This is a genomic window from Pseudoalteromonas sp. DL2-H2.2, assembly GCF_021532535.1.
GTDB lineage: Bacteria > Pseudomonadota > Gammaproteobacteria > Enterobacterales > Alteromonadaceae > Pseudoalteromonas > Pseudoalteromonas rubra_A.
On sequence record NZ_JAKGBD010000019.1, the window covers coordinates 42,151 to 60,453 of the forward strand.

Here is an 18,303-nt window from a genome sequence, read left to right on the forward strand (position 1 = left end):
AACGGTTTTTTTGTGCTTTAAATGTATCTGGGCCTTGGCGAGTTTTCATACAGACAACTATAGTTAAATGATTCAAGGATACTTTTTCATGTTTACATGCAAACCATAAACGTGCTGTCGTCAAGGAAAGCTTTTTTAACCCGCTTTATGGTGGGCGCACTTTTATTGGTGATCCTGGCGGCGGGTTGGTACATAGATGGCGTTAACGAGCGACGCCTGATTGAAGTGGAAAAAAACCGTACGTTTGAAGAGCTCAATGTCTATCGCACCCAGCTTGAAGGCACGCTGGCGTCTAATATTCAGCTGGTCCGAGGGTTAGCCATTGCATTGGCGCCACAACCAAACCTCAATCAAGCGCAGTTTGAGCGCTTTGCCGCCCCGCTCTTTGAGACCAGCCAGGTGCTGCGTAATGTTGGTGCGGCACCGGACATGGTGCTACAAATGATCTACCCGCTCGAGGGCAATGAAAAAGCCATCGGGCTCAATTACCTTACTCATCCAGAGCAAAAGAAAGACGCCATCAAAGCCCGCGACTCTCGCACCATCGTGCTGGCCGGGCCGCTTGAGCTGGTCCAGGGCGGTATGGCGTTGATCGCGCGAGTCCCGGTGTATGTTGATAAGGACCAGTTCTGGGGCCTGTTGTCGGTTGTGATTGATATGCCTAAACTGTACGAGCAAGTGTCACTGAACAAGCTCGAAGGGGATTACCTGATCGCCATTCAGGGCAAAAATGGCCTGGGTGAAAGCGGCGAATATTTCTATGGCTCGCCCACCATACAGGAGCACAACCCGCTCGCATTTACCATTCATGTGCCATCGGGCAGCTGGGTAATGTATGCAGCTCCCCGCTACGGCTGGAAAGCGTCTTCCGCCGCATTGTGGCCATTTCGGCTTGCATTACTAACCATAGTGCTGTTCTTTTTGTTCGCTTTTTCGTTTTACACCCGGCTGCTCTCTGAACTTAAAAGCAAGACCAGTGCGCTGACCAACATGGGCTCATTGGCCAAAGTCGGTGCCTGGTCGGTGGACCTGGCAACTCACCAAATCACCTTGTCGGAAGTCACCCGTCAGATTTTTGCCGTACCACCGGATTATCAACCTACCTGGATGAGCAGCACAGAGTTTTTCAAAGAAGGTCCGCATCGCAAGAAATTTCAGGATCATATGAATCAGGCGATCAAATACGGTAAGCCTTTTGAGGCTGAGTTCATTGTACAGCCACATAAAGGACAAGAATGTTGGGTGCTCGTTAAGGCTCAGGCCAAGCAGCATAACGGCTGGACCTTGCAGGTGTTTGGCTCAGTACAAAATATCAACGACCGCAAACTGATGGCCATTGAACACGAAAAAGTGGCCAGAAATAACGAGCTGCTGGCGCAGCTAAGTACCCATGAAGCCATCCTCAATAATCACACTGAGCGGGCTCAGGAACTGTGTACCGATGCCGTGTGCCAAGCCGCACGCGCTTCACGTGCCAGTATCTGGCTACTCAGCGAAGATCACGCGCTGCTCTATCCCACTTGCTTTAGTAATACCCGACGAGATAGCCTGCAACACTTCCCTCCCTGGCGCAAAGCCACCCTGCCAGGCCTGTTTTCAGCGGTGCTCAGCAAGCAGGTGATTGAGGCCAGCATGGCAACCAAGCACCCGATAACCCGACCACTGGCCGATCAATATCTCGACCCCTTTGAGGTCGAAGCCATGTTGGTCATGCCTATCCTGCATCGCGGTGCAGTGTGCGGCATACTCTGCACTGAATACGGCGACCCGTACCCGGACTGGACCGACAGTGACAGGCGTTTTATTCACGCCATTGCCGCAATGCTGGCGAGTTTGTTCAGTGGTCAGCAGCAACAGCAAGCAAAGCGCAAAGCCATTATAGAAAAGGAGCTGGCGGAGCAATCAGCCAAAATCAAGGCCGACTTCCTGGCCAGTATGAGCCATGAGATCCGCACACCGATGAATGGCATCATAGGTATGCTCGAGATCCTCGGTAATTCACAGCTGACAGATACGCAGCAGCGCAACCTGGCACTGGCACAAAGCTCTGCGGAGTCATTACTGACGATTATTAACGACATCCTAGACTTCTCTAAAATTGAGGCGGGTAAGCTCAATATTGAGCAAATTGAATGCGATCTTATCCAGATCATCAGTGACTGTTTTGCCGCCTTTGCCCCGCGTGCCAATGATCAGCAAACTGAGCTGTTTATTGACAGCCGGAATATGCAATATCAGCACGCCAAAACCGACCCACACCGGCTCAAGCAAATTCTTAATAACCTGATCAGCAACGCCGTTAAGTTCACTGAAAACGGCAAAGTGACATTGACCTGTTATACGGAGCGTACCAACGAGCAGACACGCCTTTGGTGCAGTGTTGAAGACACAGGGATCGGGATCAGTAAACAGCAGCTGAGTAAGATCTTTGACTCCTTCACCCAGGCTGACCCTTCAACTACCCGCAAATTTGGTGGGACCGGGCTGGGTTTAACGATAGCAAGGCAATTGTGTGAGCTGATGGGTGGCGCACTTAATGCCTACAGCAAACCCAATTTAGGCAGCACTTTTACCTTTTACATTGAACTCACTGATCCTCAGCCGATCCGTGCGCTGGATACCAATAATGACAGCCTGTATGTCATAGATGCCCACTGCGCATCCGACCTGGCTGCTCGGCATATGCTGGATGCCTGGCACATACCCAGCGAGCATTTTGAAAGCGTTACACATATGCTTGCGGTATATGAAGAAGCACCATCGCAGCGGCCTGCCCTGATCATCGCCACTGACGTACTGAACGATACACCGGAATCTGACATCAACCGCTTGCTGAAGCACATCAAAACCAAGCAGCTAAGCTATGCACTGCTATGTAAAAACATGGCGCAGACTCAAGCCTGGCCACAGTTTTCGTCCAATAATGTGTTGCTTGCGCCACTCACCCCCGCTAATGCATTGTCACTGGTGAAACGCAAAGAGCAACTGGCCGCTAAAACTGTTGACGATGTATGCCTGGATGTCGACATCTTGCTGGTCGAAGACAACAAGATCAACCAAACCGTGGCAACCACCCTGCTTGAGAAGTTGGGCGCCCATGTAACCTGCGCACACAATGGCCTGGCCGCCCTTAACCACCTCAAAGTGCGCGACGAGTCCTATGCCATTATCCTGATGGATTGCCAAATGCCTGAGATGGATGGCTACACGGCAACAAGAGAAATCCGCGCCGGCGTGGCCGGTGAACAACACCAGCAAACTCCCATTATCGCACTGACGGCCAATGCGATGGAGGGCGACGAAGAAAAATGCCTGGCTGCCGGTATGGATGCCTACCTGAGTAAGCCAATTAACTTTGCGGCGCTAAGTAAAATGCTACAGCGGTGGGTGGATGAAGCAAAAACCTGCTAAACCGCATCCTGAAAATACCCGCTATTCACCTGAGGCCACTATGCAAGGTCTTGTAAATCGCATAGAGTAAAGTCATGAAAACTAACCTGATGTGCTGCACTGTGCGGCAGCACATCATATAGGGAATGAATATGAACTTATCCAAGATTGAACAACGGATCATTGGCTGCCTGCTGGAGAAGCAAACCACGACCCCAGATCAGTATCCGTTGTCACTCAACGCACTGACCAATGCCTGCAATCAAAAATCGAACCGCGAGCCTGTGATGTCACTGTCAGAGTCAGAGGTGCTGGACACACTGACACAGCTAGAACAAAAGCGCATAGTGGTCTGCGATGAAGGTTTCTCCGGAAGGGTAAGTAAGTACCAACATCGATTTTGTAATAGCGAATTCGGTAGCTTGCAGCTCACCGAACAACAACGGGCCATTGTTTGCTTGCTGCTGTTACGCGGACCACAGACCCCCGGCGAACTGCGCACTCGCAGCGGTCGGCTGGCGGAGTTCGCCACGGTCGGTGAGGTAGAAGCGGCACTCAACGCACTGATACAGCAAGAACTTGCCACACGCCTGGCCAGAGAGCCCGGTAAACGCGAAGCGCGCTATCAGCACCTGTTCGGTGACATTGAAGACAATGCGCTCAGTGAGCAGATGAGCACACCCGGTGCAGAGCCGGTCGTGAACCTGGATGAACTCCTGCAGGAAATCGATCAGCTTAAGCAGGAACTACAGACTATCAAGCAGCACCTGGGTTTGTAACTATCACGGCAAGAAACAGATCTAATCTGTCATAATTTCAAGTAAACTTAGAACAATCAGTCATTATTAGACCAACCGGATATAATACGGCAGGTCAGAGGGAGTCCCCATGCGTGAAGCTATCATTGCTGAAATGAAAGTTCAGCCAACCATTGATGTTGCGGCAGAAGTTGCCCGACGTGTTCAGTTTATTAAACAAACCCTGATCTCAGCCCATTGCCACAGTCTGGTACTGGGGATCAGTGGCGGTGTTGACTCGTCGACTTGTGGTCGCTTATGCCAGCTGGCCATTGACGAGTTGAATGCAGAACAAGGTCGCCAGGGATATCAGTTTATTGCCATGCGCTTGCCATACGGCACCCAGGCTGATGAAGACGAAGCACAGCAGGCGCTGGAGTTTATTCAGCCCAGTAAGCGCCTGACCGTTAATATCAAAGCCGCAGCCGATGCCATGCATGAGCAGGCAATTCAGGCGATGCAGCTCAGCGATACCCAGTTACCCAGTGCCGCTCTGGTCGATTTTGTGAAGGGTAATGTCAAAGCCAGACAGCGCATGGTTGCTCAGTATGAGATAGCAGGACTGACACGCGGCCTGGTGGTTGGTACCGATCATAGCGCAGAAAATATCACCGGTTTCTATACCAAGTTTGGCGACGGTGCCTGTGATTTAGCCCCGCTATTTGGTCTGTCTAAACGTCAGGTGCGTGCATTGGCCGATCACTTGGGTGCACCGCAATCATTAGTGCATAAAACCCCCACCGCGGACTTAGAGTGTGACCGCCCGGGTCTTGCCGACGAAGAGGCGCTGGGTCTGAGTTATGATGACATTGATGACTTTCTGGAAGGTAAACCCATCAGTCTGGATGTTGAACAGCTGCTGATCGATATTTATCAAAAAACACAACACAAGCGCCAGCCCATACCAACTATCTACGACCATGAGTAATACCCCAATGTAGTCTGAGTGATCTGGCCTGCGCTGCACCACGTACAAGGCCAGACGCACTACAGGTACAAACGCGGGATCACCCGCCACCCGTTCAATTTGCAAAGAAGGATAGATGCCAATGACAGCGCCCATTTTGATCACCGGAGCCGCACAGCGTATTGGGCTGGCGATGGTTCAGCACTTTGTTGCTGAAGATATCCCGGTGATCATGACATATCGCACTAAACACCCGGTCATCGACACCCTGACGAAACAGGGCGTGATCTGTATCCAGGCCGATTTTAATCAAGCCGGAGCCGTTGACGCTTTAATCGCTCAGGTTCAGCAACATACTGATACGCTGAGCGCCGTGGTACACAATGCGTCCAGCTGGGATTGCGAAGCGCGCAACCCGGACCACAATGCCCTGTTTGATGCCATGATGCACATTCACGCCAAAGTGCCATATCTGCTGAATATGGGCCTGGCGCCTTTGCTGCAAAATTATCATGAAACAGCGGACGTCATTCATATTACGGATTATGTGGTCGAAAAAGGCAGCCCGAAACATATTGCCTACGCGGCCAGCAAAGCGGCGCTGGATAACCTCAGCCGCTCCTTTGCAGCCAAGTATGCGCCGGATATCAAAGTAAACTCGGTGGCCCCGTCACTGATCATTTTTAATCAAGATGACAGTGAGGAATACAAGGCGAAAACACTGAAAAAATCCATTATGGGCATAGAACCGGGTTGTCGCGAAGTGATCGACGCCATCGAGTTGCTGCGTAAAAGTAATTACATCACCGGCCGTACTTTGGCCGTTGACGGAGGCCGCCACCTGAAATAGCGGGCCTGAGCGAATCAACTACAGTGAGTTTTATTATGCATGAAGAATTAAAGAGCAGTTTTCAACAGATCATTTCCGCCGTTGGCGAGGACAAAGACCGTGAAGGGCTGCTCGATACCCCCAAACGTGCTGCCAAGGCAATGGAATACCTGACTCAGGGCTATCGTCAGGAGCTTAGTGATGTGACTAACAACGCGGTGTTTAGCTCTGACGCCGATGACATGGTGCTGATCCAGGACATTGAGCTGTATTCTATGTGCGAACACCACTTGCTGCCTTTTGTCGGGCGCGCCCACATTGCTTACATTCCCAATGGTAAGGTGTTAGGCTTATCTAAGTTTGCACGCATTGTTGATATGTACGCACGCCGCTTTCAGATCCAGGAACAGCTGACGCACCAAATTGCCAAAGCTGTAGAGGAAGTAACCGGAGCGCGCGGTGTCGGTGTGGTTATTGAGGCAAAGCATATGTGTATGATGATGCGTGGCGTTGAGAAACAAAACTCACAGATGCGCACCTCTGTCATGCTGGGTAACTTCCGAGAAGATGCCAAAACACGCAATGAATTCCTACAACTACTGAAACGCTAAGGACCGCTTATGCACACGGCCATCATCAATATTACGAACCTGAGGTTACGTACTTTCATTGGTTTCAATCAAGAAGAAAGAGAGAAAAAACAGGACGTGGTGATCAATATCGAGATCCACTACCCGGCTGATGCGGAGTGCCTGTTCCACGATGAGGTTGGCCACGCGCTGAACTACAAAACCATTACCAAAGCGGTGATCGCGAAAGTCGAAGATGGCCACTTCCTGTTGTTAGAGAAGCTGGTCGCCGACATTCTGACGGAGTGTCATCAGCACCCGGACGTCAGCTATGCCAAGGTCAGGGTTGATAAACCGCATGCACTGCGCTTTGCGGACTCAGTTTCTCTGACCCTTGAATGGCGCAAACCCGCCTAAGCACAACCTGGCAGCCACTTATATCAATTTGGCTGCCAGCCCTATCACCACCGCATATCGCAGACCCTTACCCACAGTCACCAGCAACAGGAAAAGGCTAAACCGGGTACGGAATACACCGGCAACCAGCGTGAGCGGATCGCCCACCACGGGCAGCCAGGCAAACAGCAGGCTATACACCCCATATTTCTGAAATTGCCGCTGTGCCTTGTCCATTGCTGGTCTGGAAACGGGAAACCAGCGTTTGTTTTCAACTCGGCTCACCATAGTGCCCAAGTAATAATTAATCACACTGCCTAGCACGTTGCCAGCCGTTGCACTGAGCCACAGCATCAACAGCGCCCCCTGCTGCTTTACAACCAACCCACTCAGCAGCAACTCCGAAGAGGCAGGCAATAAGGTTGCGGAGAGCAACGCCGAAAAGAACAAAGAAACATACAACATGGTTGTGACACTCTGAAATGAACTCTGATGGGTTCAGATGGGTGTGTTTAGGCGCATCCTAAGATACGTCGTTGAAACTTGCACTCACCTGAAAAATACGCATTAATGGGGAGCATTGTAACGCAAGGACCACAATAATGATAAAACGTCTCGCCATGGCTGCTTTGATAACTGCGCTGGGCAGCCAGCTTAGCGCCTGTCATACCACACAGCAGCCCGCCCCCCATGCAAAGGGGTATGAAACTTACATCAATCCGGGTGACACCTTCAAGCATACTCAGCTGACCAATATAGATGGCCAACCAGTCGTGCTGGCCCAGAGAAAGAAGCTGGTAATTCTTTTTGCCACCTGGTGTTCTGACTCTCAACGCACCCTGAATGAACTCAAGGCGTCTGCGTTGCTGACGGATCCCACGCTGCAGATCATTGCCATAGGCCGTGAAGAAGATGCCGATACACTCAAAGCATTCCGAACATCCTTTGGTATCGACTTTCAGCTGGTTGCCGACCCCGATCGCGTCATTTACCAGCACTACGCCAATAAAGGGATCCCGCGCCTGATCATGCTGGACGAGCACAATCGGGTCGTGAATACACTGATTGGTGAACAGCCGGGGGTCATTGAGCAGGTACGCTGGCGATGAATGGGGATGTTGTCAGCATACTAACGATGGCCAAGGTGATCCAAACCGCGGTAGCACCGGTTTTTTTGATCACCGGTATTGCAGCCACTTTGGGGGTCTTATCAAATCGTTTGGCGCGGATCACCGACCGAGCCCGATTGCTGGACCGTAAATTAAACAACAGCCAGGATGAAGAGCTAAAAGATCACCTTACCCGTGAAATGCGCGCTTTACTTAAACGTTCGCGCTATATTCATGTGGCTTTTAGCATGAGCGTGCTGTCTGCGCTGTTAGTGTGCGCCGTGGTCATGGTGCTGTTTGTGTCTCACCTGTATACCCTATCACTGGGCGTAACCCTGTCGAGCTGTTTTATTGCCGCCATGCTGCTGTTGATCTGCGCATTTTTGGCGTTACTCGCTGAGGTTTTTCTGGCCACTCGCAGTATGCGGCGTGGCATGATATTCAAGGATATCGGGGAATAACCTGCTCATTTACGATGCGTGACCCAAACACCCAACCTTTTCATTAATGCCCGGGCTGTGAGAGCAGCCTGAGCGAATACTTCTCCTGTCCATCCATCACCTTATGACGCTCACAATGGATAGCGCTATTACTAACCGTGATAGCGCCAATCCTGCTCCTTCGGCGCTCAGCCATAAAAAAACCGCCCCGAGCGAACCCGGAGCGGCTTTTTCAACTAATGCTTAATTAGTTGCTTATTTACGCTTACGGCGACGTAGCGCTGCAAACGGTGCTGCAAGTAACGTCAACCAAGCCAGTGAACCTGAATCGTCGTCGTCATTGTCATCACCACCAGTCACGTTAGTCACGTTAACACGTACAGTTACAACCTCTGATACAAACTGTGCAGAGTCTTTCGCCTGAACCTGGAAGCTCACTTCTTTTTCAAATTCGAAGTCAATTTCGCCGCTCACACGGACGGCGCCATCAGCGTCAACAGTGAACAGATTAGTACCCGTTACGATGAACTCAGTTACAGGTGATACATCTGCATCTGGGTCAGAGTAAGCCAGTCTGCCGATAACAGTACCTAGCTGAGCGTTTTCAGTTACTGAGAAGATTTGACCGTGGTCAACCACTGGTGAGTGCAGTGCAGGGTTCAGTACAACATCAACCGTTACGTCAACCATCTCAGACTTCAGACCTACGCTGTCTTCAACCATTACTTTGAAGGTATAGCTCGGCACTGCCAGCTGGTTGATTTCAGCTGTTGTTACCAGTTCACCTTTCTCGTTGATTTCAAACAGGTCAGTACCCTCTACAGTACCACCAACAATGCCATCAGCTGCGCTTTCAAATACAGCGTAATCAAGCATACCAACAACAGTACCGGCTGGTGCACCGTCCATCATGCTGAACACTTGGCCGTGTGCAACCACTGGCATCTCGTCATGCTCATTGGTCACTGCGATTTCAATGTCAGTCATGGTTGAAGAACCCAGAGTGTCCATCGCCATCACTTTCAGCTCTACGCTTTCAACGCCCATCTCAACGTCTAGGTTTTCAGAGCTTACCAGTGAGATAACGCCCTTATTGTCAATCGCGAAGCTGTCTGCGTGCATGCCTTCTATACGGTAACCCATAATTGGGAACGCAGGAGACTCAGCACCGAAGGTAACCGTTGCAACAGGCATTGGCTCAGCGTTTTCGCTTACGCTCAAGTCACCGTCAACAACCAGTTCAGGTAGTGCTGGTACGTCCAAGTCACCTGGAACAACTGCCATGACGTTTGTGCTTGTAGTGGATGTGAACGCAAATGGCATATCGAACTCAACCATCGCTTTTTCACCTGGTGCCAACTCTCTTAGTGCTTGATCTTCACTGTCTTTCAGCGTGACCGTCGGGTTCATACCAAAGATAAAGCCACCACTTACTGAATCAGTCGGCTTATCCCAGATACCAACATCGTAGTTTTCCTGACCAACAAACGCCTGAACACCAATTGGCATGCCAACCGCGTCTGCATTCAGCCCCAGTGATTCAGTACACGCAGCAAATGTTACAGTGTCTTCACCAGACTCATGTAACATAGGCGTACCCCATTCCCACTGATCCTCGCCATCAACGATTGAGCCAATCAGTGTACGGCTACGACCACGCACCGCGGCATTGTCACCAACATCGTTCAGGTTCGTCATGAACTTATCAGCAATACCGTCGTTGTTAAGATCAAACTCCATACGGTAGCCAGCTTGACGCAGGTGGTTAAGTCCATCCTGTAACTGAATAGAGAAAGTTGTGAAAATGCCTGACTCACAGTTATCGCTCTGGAATGCTGCGGTTGTAACCGACTTGATGTCAAATTGACGGTTATCATCTTCACTGATTGCCACAACTTGCTCAGCCATACCCGAGATAGCCACAGCACCGGTGTTCTTAACCATCAGGTGAGACATTTCCTCGCCGGCTTCGATACCAAACTCAGCTTCCTCTGCTGCTTTTGGCAGTACATGGTAAACAACATGCAAATCATGGTCGCCATCTGTTGCCGCATCATCAAAGATTAAGGCACCGTCGTACTCAGCTAAATCCAGTGCTGCAACACCTTGTGCCAGTTCGTCATTGTCGAACGGGTTCATGATGCCAAACTCAGGCAGCTTGCTTGGATCTATGGTCATATCAACGTCAATCAGGATTGTCTGATTTGCTGGTACAACTACTGTCTGCGGGTGCTCAAACATCACTGCGCCAGAGTCCACATCGTTCTGATAGCGGTGCTCCATACGCAAGTTATAAGTGCGCTCTTCATTTGAGAAGTTACGTAACACGACAGACTTAGTATAGGTTTTAGTCTCTGCAAGACGTTTAGCACCAAACGACAGAGCCGCTTGCTTAGTATCAAACTCTGGCAGATCTACCCAGGCAGCCACAGGCGACGCAATCGCTTTTTCAACATCAACCAGACCCGCACCGATGCGGCTGATTGGCGCCAGTGGTGACTCAGGGTCAACATTCAATGAATCTACATGGATATCCAGGTTGGCAGTGTTCATCAGCATTGCTTTGATTTCAAAGGCATCCAGCTCAGGACGACCTTCTTTCATCAGTGCCACAGCACCTGCCACCATTGGGCTCGCCATAGAAGTACCTGACTTTCTGTGCAGCTGATCACCGCTACCTGGAAGCGCCGCCAGAATATCTGAACCTGGTGCCGCAATTTCAGGCTTCAACAAACCGTCCATTGAAGGACCACGTGAAGAGAAGTCAGACACGCCGCCGGTCTGAGATTTCAAAGTACCAGAGATGCTATAGGTTGCCGCACCATCACGCAGTTGGTTTTTAAGCGCTGTACCCGCTGCAAAGTTAATACCCACAGACGGGATAGTCACTGCCGCATCGCTACCACCCATAGGTGCTGGTGTACCATCGTCATTGTTGTTCGCAATCAGAACCAGCGCTGCACCACGCTCCTGAGCATTAAGTACTTTCTCTGTGAAAGCACAGGCACCACGGTCAATCAGAACCGCTTTACCTGTAAAGTCCATGTCAGCAAACGGGTTTGCTCCGCCATCCAGGTCACAGCCATTTTGGTTTTCGCTTGGGTAAACCAGCTCTGCATCGTCTTGGGTAAAGGCAAAAGCGGTTTGCGGGCCAAAGCTCGCAGGCTGGATCACAGTTTCTGAACCGGCCATTGTGCCTTCACCAAACAGGCTCTCAAGCGTAGGGTGAGTCAAAGACGCAACTGAAATTGCATTAGGTGTTGTACTTGGGCCACCAACACGGAACGGAATATCGTCGTCATTACCGGCCGCAATGATCATATTGGTACCTAACTCAACCGCGCGCTGGATAAGGTATTGTGTGCCGTCGCCTGTGTACGTGCTACCAAATTCGCCACCCAGTGACATATTCATCAGGTCAACACGGTCGCTGATGTCGCCATCACCATTGGGGTCCATTGCCGCCTCAAGTGCGTTGATCTGCGCAGCCCAGGTACAACCCTGATCACCACACACAGAATACACATACAATTCAACATCTGGTGCGATACCCGTTACATCATGTGATACGTGGGTACCGTGGTCAGAAAGTCCATCCGCTTCCGGGCGAAACTTAGGGTCATCCTCAATCGGGTCAGCGTCGTTACGCACAAAGTCGTAACCCCCTTTTACCTGGCCTTGTGGCCAAGCTACAGTTGTCGGGTCGGCAGCTTCCGCTTCATAAGCCTCGACTGTACCGGCGGCTTCGTTAAATACTTTGTGTGTGTAATCAATACCAGTATCCAAGACTGCGACTTTGACATCTTTACCGGTAACATTCAGGTTTTGTTTTACGGCATCAGCACCGATGTAACCTGAGCTCTCTTCAACAAACAGTCGCGAATTTCGAAGTGGTAAAATACGCTCTACAGAAGCATCATTACGCAGTTTATCAAGGGTGCTGTCGGATGCCTCAACGATCAGCGTAGAAGCCAGCACTTTGGTTGAACCCAATACTTTAGCACTCGGCTCAAGCTTTTGAATTTGTTCTCTTAAATTAAACTGTGCGGCCTGTACGGTGGCATATGTATGCTTTGCTGCGGCTCTGCTGTACGTACCTTTAGACATCAGGTCAACCGCTGTAGACTGCTTCAGAACAACTAGATATGCTCCTGCTCTTTCCTGTTGCGGGTTGCTGAGTGCTTCAGCTTTTACCTGTAAAGAAGCGGGTGCTGTTGGAAGCTGCGTCGCAGCCGTCGCTGACGCTGCCATTAATGCACCTGAGACCGCTGTTGCTACCGCGGTGGCTTTAAATGAATACTTGGCCATAGTTTCCCCTAGGACTTGTTGTGTAAAAGATGTTTCTTTTAGTTTTAGAGAGTAGATTCGTCCATCAATATAGTGTGACTTCACTGTTAATTACAATATTAAACACACAAAGAAGTTACAAAGTTTTCAATCAAATCACAACAACAGACACAAGCCTATGTTTATTAAGAAGTTTGAGACTGTAAACAAACGTAAACCAACACGCCATCATGTTGTCACATTGATGAAGTTGTAAAGCAGTAAGAACAAAAAACATACAAATTGAACATCAATCTTAGTCCAGAACACCCAACTCGTCTAAGAGACTTGCAATATCTTCTGTAAAGGCATAGAAAAGGAGCTGTTTTTTAATTTAAGGGGTCAAAATGAGAATCACGTTACTATTAACAAGTTTGCTAAGCGGACTCGCTCTGAATGTACAAGCAAGTTCAATATTCGAAAAACCAGAAGACGCCATCGAGTACCGTAAAGCCGCGTTTCAGCTGATCCGTTATCAGATTGGCGATATGGGCGATATGCTCAAAGGCAAGGTACCGTTTGATGCAGAGCGCTTTAAGCAGCGCGCAAACAATGCAGCCCAGCTGTCTGCAATGCCTTGGGAAGCCTTCCCGGCAGGATCTGATAAAGGCGCAACAGACGCTTTACCAGCAATCTGGTCTGACAGAGCGACGTTTGATAAGAAAGCACAAGCTTTCGCTGACTATGCGCAAAAATTGTCGGTAGCAGCACAATCAGGTGACAAAAAGGTCATTGGCGCAGCATTCAAAGATTGGGCAAAAGGCTGTAAAGATTGCCACAACTCATTCAAAGACTAAGCTTATAAGATAAGTAAGGCAGCTGGCGCTGCCTTAGTCTTTAATTCTGTATCTCGGCACACTAGGGCATGTCGAGTTGGCCTGACTGGCCAGTTTACCCGCTCAATCGTCTAAAAAATCTAGGTCGTCCTCTCCAAGATTACGTTTCAGCCGTTTCTGCTCCAGATAGTCATCCAGACGGCGCTTCACCCGCTTCTTTTGCTGTGCCTGTAATTCTTTGTCTAACGACCCGAAGTCGTCTTCATAATCATCATCTGACGGATCATAGGAAAATGTTTTACCCACGATGAGCTCCAAAACTTAATTGTGCTAAATAGTCCAGCAGTACACGCTGTGCTGACACTGCTTAAGTTAGTATTTAGCGCTAAATGCGGGCGCTGAAAAGCAAGACTTTTTTATCTATACGATAAATATTTTTTATTGCCAAAATCGTCAATATACAAACTGGTTAAAAGCACTACTTTTTGGTCATATCACAAACTAACAAGCACGCCAGCAAAGCGACCAAAACAATCAAAAGCCATGTTTATCAATAACATAATAATCTGGCACTGTTTTTGTTACTTCCTCTGTGTCATCAACAGCCCAAGGAACATAGCATGAAAACAATTTTACTCGCTTCAACGCTGGTTTTATCTAGCCAGGCGATAGCCCATACCGATACACATTTTTCTGTCAGTACTGATGAGTGCGCCGTAGATTTTAAAAACGATGTACAAATTACGCCCGACCAGGTGTATATCAAAAATGGCAATGGTCAGCCTGTGATGATAGACGCGCAGGGTTATCTGTATATCGCAGATCAACCCGTTAATCTCAGCCAGGATGAGCGCCTGGCCATGCAAACGTATGCCGACACCCTCAGGGCCGAACTGCCCAAAGTAGCCAGCATTGCATTGCAGGGCGTCGAGTTGGCCGGAGTCGCGATTGGGGAAGTCGCCTCTGCCTTCAATTTGCATAGCTTTGATACCTTGACTGGGCTGATTGACGAGCTGCACTCAGAAATTGAAGGCGCGTTTTATCAACAAGGTACCTTTGTAATGGGTGAGCAAACCTTCAATGAGTTTGGTGAACAATTTGAGCACCAGTTTGAAGAAAAAATAGAACAAGCGATAGAAGGTGCCATGATGGAGTCAATTGGCAGCCTGTTGGTTGCCATTGGATCTGAAATGGTGAACTCCGGCGGCGACATGGACAGCTTCGAGCAGCGCATGGAAAATCTCGGCAGTGAGCTGGAGCAACGCGTCGAAGGCCAGGCAAAAGCTCTGGAGCAACAGGCCAACGCGTTATGTGGCCGATTTGAATCAATTGCAGCACAAGAGGCACAACTGAGTGCGATGATCCCTCAGCTAGCAGGCTATCAATTGTTTAACTATCGCTAAATCAAGGTTTTCCCTGTACAGTCAGCCACACCGATATACGAGTTTCACTTACTGCGGTTGTGGCTGCTTTTTCGCCTGCTGCACAAGCGCGCCAAGGGTGCGCACATAGCCCTCCATTTCTGCGCTCCAGGGCAGACCATAACTGATCCGCACGCAACTGCGATAGCGCTCATAGGCGCTGAATATGGCGCCCGGCGCCACGCTGATCCCGGCGCGCAGTGCCAACTGAAAAAACAGCCCGCCATCGTAAGCTCCGCCCAGGTCCAGCCACAACACACACCCCCCTTTTGGGTCACTGACACGCACATGTTCGGGAAAATACTTTTGCACAGCCAGGCGCATTTTCTGTTTATTATCGTAAAGGCGCTTGCGTAATTGCCGTAAATGGCGCTGAAACTCACCACTGGCCATAAAATCTGCCAACGCCCATTGATTCATCATCGGCGCCGAGCAGCTCAGCGCGCGTTTAAAACGCTTAGCCCGCGCGCTGTAAGGCCCTGCCAGCATCCAGCCAACCCGGTAACCCGGTGCCACAGTTTTAGAAAACGACGAGCAGGTCAGCACCTCGCCGGGTGTTGCAAAGCACTGCGCCGGTCTTATTCGCTGCTCACCAAAATATAAATCGCCATACACATCATCTTCAATGAGTACCACGTCATGTGCGCGCAGTAATTTCAGCAACTGCTGCATACGAGATTCGGGCATCTGACTGCCCAGCGGGTTATTGATACTGGTCGAAAACAGACACGCTTTGATAGGATGACGCGACAACGCAGCACTGAGATCGTCAAGCCACAGTCCGTCGTCCGGACATACGGGGATTTCTATCGCTTTCAGACCCAGGTTTTCTACCAGCTCGACAATGCCAAAGTAGCAAGGTGATTCTATCGCCACGATGTCACCGGGCTGAGTCACACACTGCAACGCAATGGCGATCGCCTCCTGGGCACCATTGGTGATGATCAAATCATCGCTGTTCACCGTTAGTCCCAGCGCCAGATAATATTGCACTATCTGCGCTTTGAGCATTGTTAGGCCATCGATAGCACCATAATCCAGCATCCGCTCCTGAGCCTGACGCATTGCCTGGCGCATGCTTTTGGCCAGCGCCTGTTGCGGACTGGCTGCTGCGACCGGGTTGGCGAGCCCCAGCGGTGCCACGTCTGGCAGGTGGATCCCCTCATATACTTGCTCAATGAGCTGCTGTTTATTCACCATCACAGGTTTGGCAGGTAATTTACTGCGCCTGGGAGTGGCTGTGTCATGACCACTTTGCAAAAAGTAGCCGGACTTTTCACGGGCAACCACCAGGCCAGTCATCTCAAGCTGCTGGTAGGCCTGTTGCACCGTAGGAATACTTACACGCAGCCGGCTTGCCATGGCTCTGAGCGACGGCAACTTATCCCCTGGCAGCAGCAACTCCTGCTCAACCATCTCTTTGACCACGGTGATGACTTGCTGATAGAGGTAATCGGGCTTAAAAGTAGAATGATCCATCGCGATCCCTATCTGTATAGGTTTAAAAACACATTTTTTGTATCTGGCATATACAGAATATATCGCTAAACTGGCCACGCTGACTAGTCCTTCCTGTGAGTTGAAAGAATGAACAATGCTTTTCTGTATACGATCACTGTCCTGATCTGGGGCTCCACCTGGCTGGCAATTGAATTCCAGCTGGGCACGGTAGACGAAGTGGTCTCTTTGTTTTACCGCTTCGCGATTTCTGCCGCCTGTATGTGGTGTTATGTGCTGATCAAACGACCACCGATGCGCTATTCGCTCACTGATCACGGCTTTTTTATGTTGCTGGCGCTGGGCAACTTTGGCTTAAACTATCTCTTTCTCTACTGGGCGCAAGGCAGCCTGACGTCCGCGATGGCCTCAATTGCTTTCTCACTCTTGCTGGTCGCCAATATCGTCAATACCAGACTGTTTTTTGCCAAGCCCATTGCGGGCCGCATCTACATTGGTGCAGCACTGGGACTTGGAGGGATCGTTAGTTTATTCTGGCAGGATCTGCGCAGTGCCGACCTCAGCAGCGATGCTTTTATTGGTTTACTGCTGGCGCTGGCGGGTATGTTTATCGCTTCGCTCGGTAACATGGTCAGTGTTCGTAACTCCAATCGCCAGATTGGCGTATTACAGGGGAATGCCTGGGGCATGCTGTATAGTGCGCTGTTTTTAGGCGGTTATGTGGCGCTCAGCCCGCTGCAATTTAGCATTGAGGCCGACGCGCAATACTGGGGATCGCTGCTGTATTTGTCGGTGTTTGGTACTGTGATTGCGTTTGCCTGTTACTTCCACCTGCTCAAAAACATTGGCCCGGAAAAAGCCAGTTACCTGATCGTGCTGTTCCCTCTGGTGGCAGTCACCCTCAGCACCTGGTTTGAAGGGTTTGTCTGGCAGCTCAATACTTTTATCGGGTTCTCGCTGGTGCTGATCGGCAATGCAATCGTACTTACACCGTACCAGCGCATTCGTGCCTGGCTCAGTCCAACAACACCGTCGCAGGCAAGACCCTAAGCTGCACAGCGCCAGGCAGGCTGCGGATGGTCACGGGGGTTGTAGCCACCAGGTCGCCGTCGGCCTCCACCGTCAGGCCTGGTGTTGTAATATCCAGCTGGGTGCGTTTTTCCCGATGCACCCAGGGTAAATGCTGATGACACCCCACCAGCATAGCCGCAAACACCACCAAGCGCTGCCACCAGTTACGAGCAGAGAACCACACACACTCCAGCTGAGCGTCCTGTAAGCTCGCCAGAGGCGCAGGCTTTAATCCGGCGGCAAAAAAGCGACCATTGGCCAGCAACAGCATCATGCCGTGCTTTAATTCAGGTCCCTGGGCCGTTGTCAGTTGCACCGTCGGCGCACAGAATAACTGTTTAATACCGCCCCACACATAGCTCAGCGCCCCGACACTTTTATTGCCGCGCAGGCTCTTGACCACCTCCGCATTAAACCCAACGCCGGCAATATTGACAAAATAGCGCGCGCCGATGGCCCCCAGATCCAGGGCAATACAGTGTGACGAAAACACCGCCGCACGCCATTGCCGCTGTGAATAACCAAACTGACGACAAAAATCATTGCCGGTTCCGGCTGGCAGGCACGCCAGCTGGGCCGCTGATCCGTACATTGCATTGACAACCAGGTTGATGGTCCCGTCACCCCCGACAACCACAATCAGTTTCTGGGCCTGAGCCTGCAACCGGATAGCATCATGATCCCGGCCATAAAACCCGCTGGTCTCATACCAGCTAATGATGATCTTGCGCTGCTTTGCCTGCGCCCGTAACCAGCGTAGATGCCGCTGCGTTCTTCGCCCCCCTCCGGGCTTATAAACAACTAACAACTAACA

Annotated in this window: 16 protein-coding genes; 11 read left to right on the top strand and 5 right to left on the bottom strand. The window is 50.5% G+C overall.

Annotated elements, in window-relative coordinates; all coding sequences use genetic code 11:
- Positions 1-96 precede the first annotated feature (96 nt).
- From L1285_RS21555 to folX, 6 genes are all read left to right on the top strand, one after another.
- Positions 97-3,411, top strand: a complete 3,315-nt coding sequence (locus tag L1285_RS21555) for an ATP-binding protein (RefSeq protein WP_235414283.1) — start codon at positions 97-99, stop codon at positions 3,409-3,411.
- Between the two features lie 131 nt (positions 3,412-3,542).
- Complete coding sequence (locus L1285_RS21560) at positions 3,543-4,169, top strand: YceH family protein (RefSeq protein ID WP_046005880.1); 627 nt, start codon at positions 3,543-3,545, stop codon at positions 4,167-4,169.
- 109 nt (positions 4,170-4,278) lie between these two features.
- Entirely contained in the window at positions 4,279-5,115 is an 837-nt protein-coding gene (gene nadE / locus L1285_RS21565) for an ammonia-dependent NAD(+) synthetase (protein ID WP_235414284.1), read from the top strand.
- A 121-nt stretch (positions 5,116-5,236) separates the two neighbouring features.
- On the top strand, positions 5,237-5,944 hold the full coding sequence (folM, locus tag L1285_RS21570; protein WP_235414285.1) for a dihydromonapterin reductase: 708 nt from the start codon (positions 5,237-5,239) through the stop codon (positions 5,942-5,944).
- Positions 5,945-5,979: 35 nt separating this feature from the next.
- Positions 5,980-6,534: a GTP cyclohydrolase I FolE gene (gene folE, locus L1285_RS21575; protein ID WP_209053102.1), complete on the top strand. Its 555-nt coding sequence runs from the start codon at positions 5,980-5,982 to the stop codon at positions 6,532-6,534.
- A gap of 9 nt (positions 6,535-6,543) precedes the next feature.
- Positions 6,544-6,909: a dihydroneopterin triphosphate 2'-epimerase gene (folX, locus tag L1285_RS21580; RefSeq protein ID WP_046005884.1), complete on the top strand. Its 366-nt coding sequence runs from the start codon at positions 6,544-6,546 to the stop codon at positions 6,907-6,909.
- Positions 6,910-6,927: 18 nt separating this feature from the next.
- Here the strand turns inward: folX and L1285_RS21585 are convergent, their stop codons facing one another.
- On the bottom strand, positions 6,928-7,353 hold the full coding sequence (locus tag L1285_RS21585; RefSeq protein WP_235414286.1) for a YqaA family protein: 426 nt from the start codon (positions 7,351-7,353) through the stop codon (positions 6,928-6,930).
- 137 nt (positions 7,354-7,490) lie between these two features.
- Here L1285_RS21585 and L1285_RS21590 point away from each other — a divergent pair, with 137 nt between their 5' ends.
- Together L1285_RS21590 and L1285_RS21595 are read left to right on the top strand one after the other, a co-directional pair.
- The gene (locus L1285_RS21590) at positions 7,491-7,997 is read left to right on the top strand and encodes a TlpA family protein disulfide reductase (RefSeq protein WP_235414287.1); all 507 of its coding nucleotides are present in this window, start codon (positions 7,491-7,493) and stop codon (positions 7,995-7,997) included.
- Positions 7,994-8,458: a DUF2721 domain-containing protein gene (locus tag L1285_RS21595; RefSeq protein ID WP_046005887.1), complete on the top strand. Its 465-nt coding sequence runs from the start codon at positions 7,994-7,996 to the stop codon at positions 8,456-8,458. The genes L1285_RS21590 and L1285_RS21595 overlap by 4 nt, the downstream gene beginning before the upstream one ends.
- A gap of 234 nt (positions 8,459-8,692) precedes the next feature.
- Here the strand turns inward: L1285_RS21595 and L1285_RS21600 are convergent, their stop codons facing one another.
- The gene (locus L1285_RS21600; protein ID WP_235414288.1) at positions 8,693-12,745 is read right to left on the bottom strand and encodes a S8 family serine peptidase; all 4,053 of its coding nucleotides are present in this window, start codon (positions 12,743-12,745) and stop codon (positions 8,693-8,695) included.
- A gap of 365 nt (positions 12,746-13,110) precedes the next feature.
- Between L1285_RS21600 and L1285_RS21605 the strand changes: the two genes are divergently transcribed.
- Positions 13,111-13,560, top strand: coding sequence for a c-type cytochrome (locus L1285_RS21605; protein WP_235414289.1), 450 nt, complete (start codon positions 13,111-13,113; stop codon positions 13,558-13,560).
- A 102-nt stretch (positions 13,561-13,662) separates the two neighbouring features.
- On the opposite strand, the gene L1285_RS21610 is transcribed toward L1285_RS21605, so the two are convergent.
- The gene (locus L1285_RS21610) at positions 13,663-13,845 is read right to left on the bottom strand and encodes a PA3496 family putative envelope integrity protein (protein ID WP_235414313.1); all 183 of its coding nucleotides are present in this window, start codon (positions 13,843-13,845) and stop codon (positions 13,663-13,665) included.
- Positions 13,846-14,159: 314 nt separating this feature from the next.
- On the opposite strand from L1285_RS21610, the gene L1285_RS21615 reads away from it, so the two are divergent.
- Positions 14,160-14,942, top strand: coding sequence for a YggN family protein (locus tag L1285_RS21615; RefSeq protein ID WP_235414290.1), 783 nt, complete (start codon positions 14,160-14,162; stop codon positions 14,940-14,942).
- Between the two features lie 48 nt (positions 14,943-14,990).
- On the opposite strand, the gene L1285_RS21620 is transcribed toward L1285_RS21615, so the two are convergent.
- Positions 14,991-16,439 (bottom strand): aminotransferase-like domain-containing protein, encoded by a 1,449-nt coding sequence (locus L1285_RS21620; RefSeq protein ID WP_235414291.1) that lies wholly within the window; start codon positions 16,437-16,439, stop codon positions 14,991-14,993.
- Between the two features lie 108 nt (positions 16,440-16,547).
- Here L1285_RS21620 and L1285_RS21625 point away from each other — a divergent pair, with 108 nt between their 5' ends.
- On the top strand, positions 16,548-17,468 hold the full coding sequence (locus L1285_RS21625; RefSeq protein ID WP_125783762.1) for a DMT family transporter: 921 nt from the start codon (positions 16,548-16,550) through the stop codon (positions 17,466-17,468).
- Here L1285_RS21625 and L1285_RS21630 read toward each other — a convergent pair.
- Entirely contained in the window at positions 17,434-18,297 is an 864-nt protein-coding gene (locus L1285_RS21630; protein WP_235414292.1) for a diacylglycerol/lipid kinase family protein, read from the bottom strand. The two genes, L1285_RS21625 and L1285_RS21630, sit on opposite strands and share 35 nt — an antisense overlap.
- Between the last annotated feature and the right edge of the window lie 6 nt (positions 18,298-18,303).

Excerpts from the sequence above, each read along its gene's own strand:
- folM (WP_235414285.1), top strand. The coding sequence starts at position 5,237 with ATGACAGCGCCCATTTTGATCACCGGAGCCGCACAGCGTATTGGGCTG.
- L1285_RS21620 (WP_235414291.1), bottom strand. The coding sequence starts at position 16,439 with ATGGATCATTCTACTTTTAAGCCCGATTACCTCTATCAGCAAGTCATC.
- nadE (WP_235414284.1), top strand. The coding sequence starts at position 4,279 with ATGCGTGAAGCTATCATTGCTGAAATGAAAGTTCAGCCAACCATTGAT.
- folE (WP_209053102.1), top strand. The coding sequence starts at position 5,980 with ATGCATGAAGAATTAAAGAGCAGTTTTCAACAGATCATTTCCGCCGTT.
- L1285_RS21555 (WP_235414283.1), top strand. The coding sequence starts at position 97 with ATGCAAACCATAAACGTGCTGTCGTCAAGGAAAGCTTTTTTAACCCGC.
- L1285_RS21560 (WP_046005880.1), top strand. The coding sequence starts at position 3,543 with ATGAACTTATCCAAGATTGAACAACGGATCATTGGCTGCCTGCTGGAG.
- L1285_RS21595 (WP_046005887.1), top strand. The coding sequence starts at position 7,994 with ATGAATGGGGATGTTGTCAGCATACTAACGATGGCCAAGGTGATCCAA.
- folX (WP_046005884.1), top strand. The coding sequence starts at position 6,544 with ATGCACACGGCCATCATCAATATTACGAACCTGAGGTTACGTACTTTC.
- L1285_RS21600 (WP_235414288.1), bottom strand. The coding sequence starts at position 12,745 with ATGGCCAAGTATTCATTTAAAGCCACCGCGGTAGCAACAGCGGTCTCA.
- L1285_RS21625 (WP_125783762.1), top strand. The coding sequence starts at position 16,548 with ATGAACAATGCTTTTCTGTATACGATCACTGTCCTGATCTGGGGCTCC.
- L1285_RS21590 (WP_235414287.1), top strand. The coding sequence starts at position 7,491 with ATGATAAAACGTCTCGCCATGGCTGCTTTGATAACTGCGCTGGGCAGC.
- L1285_RS21585 (WP_235414286.1), bottom strand. The coding sequence starts at position 7,353 with ATGTTGTATGTTTCTTTGTTCTTTTCGGCGTTGCTCTCCGCAACCTTA.
- L1285_RS21615 (WP_235414290.1), top strand. The coding sequence starts at position 14,160 with ATGAAAACAATTTTACTCGCTTCAACGCTGGTTTTATCTAGCCAGGCG.
- L1285_RS21605 (WP_235414289.1), top strand. The coding sequence starts at position 13,111 with ATGAGAATCACGTTACTATTAACAAGTTTGCTAAGCGGACTCGCTCTG.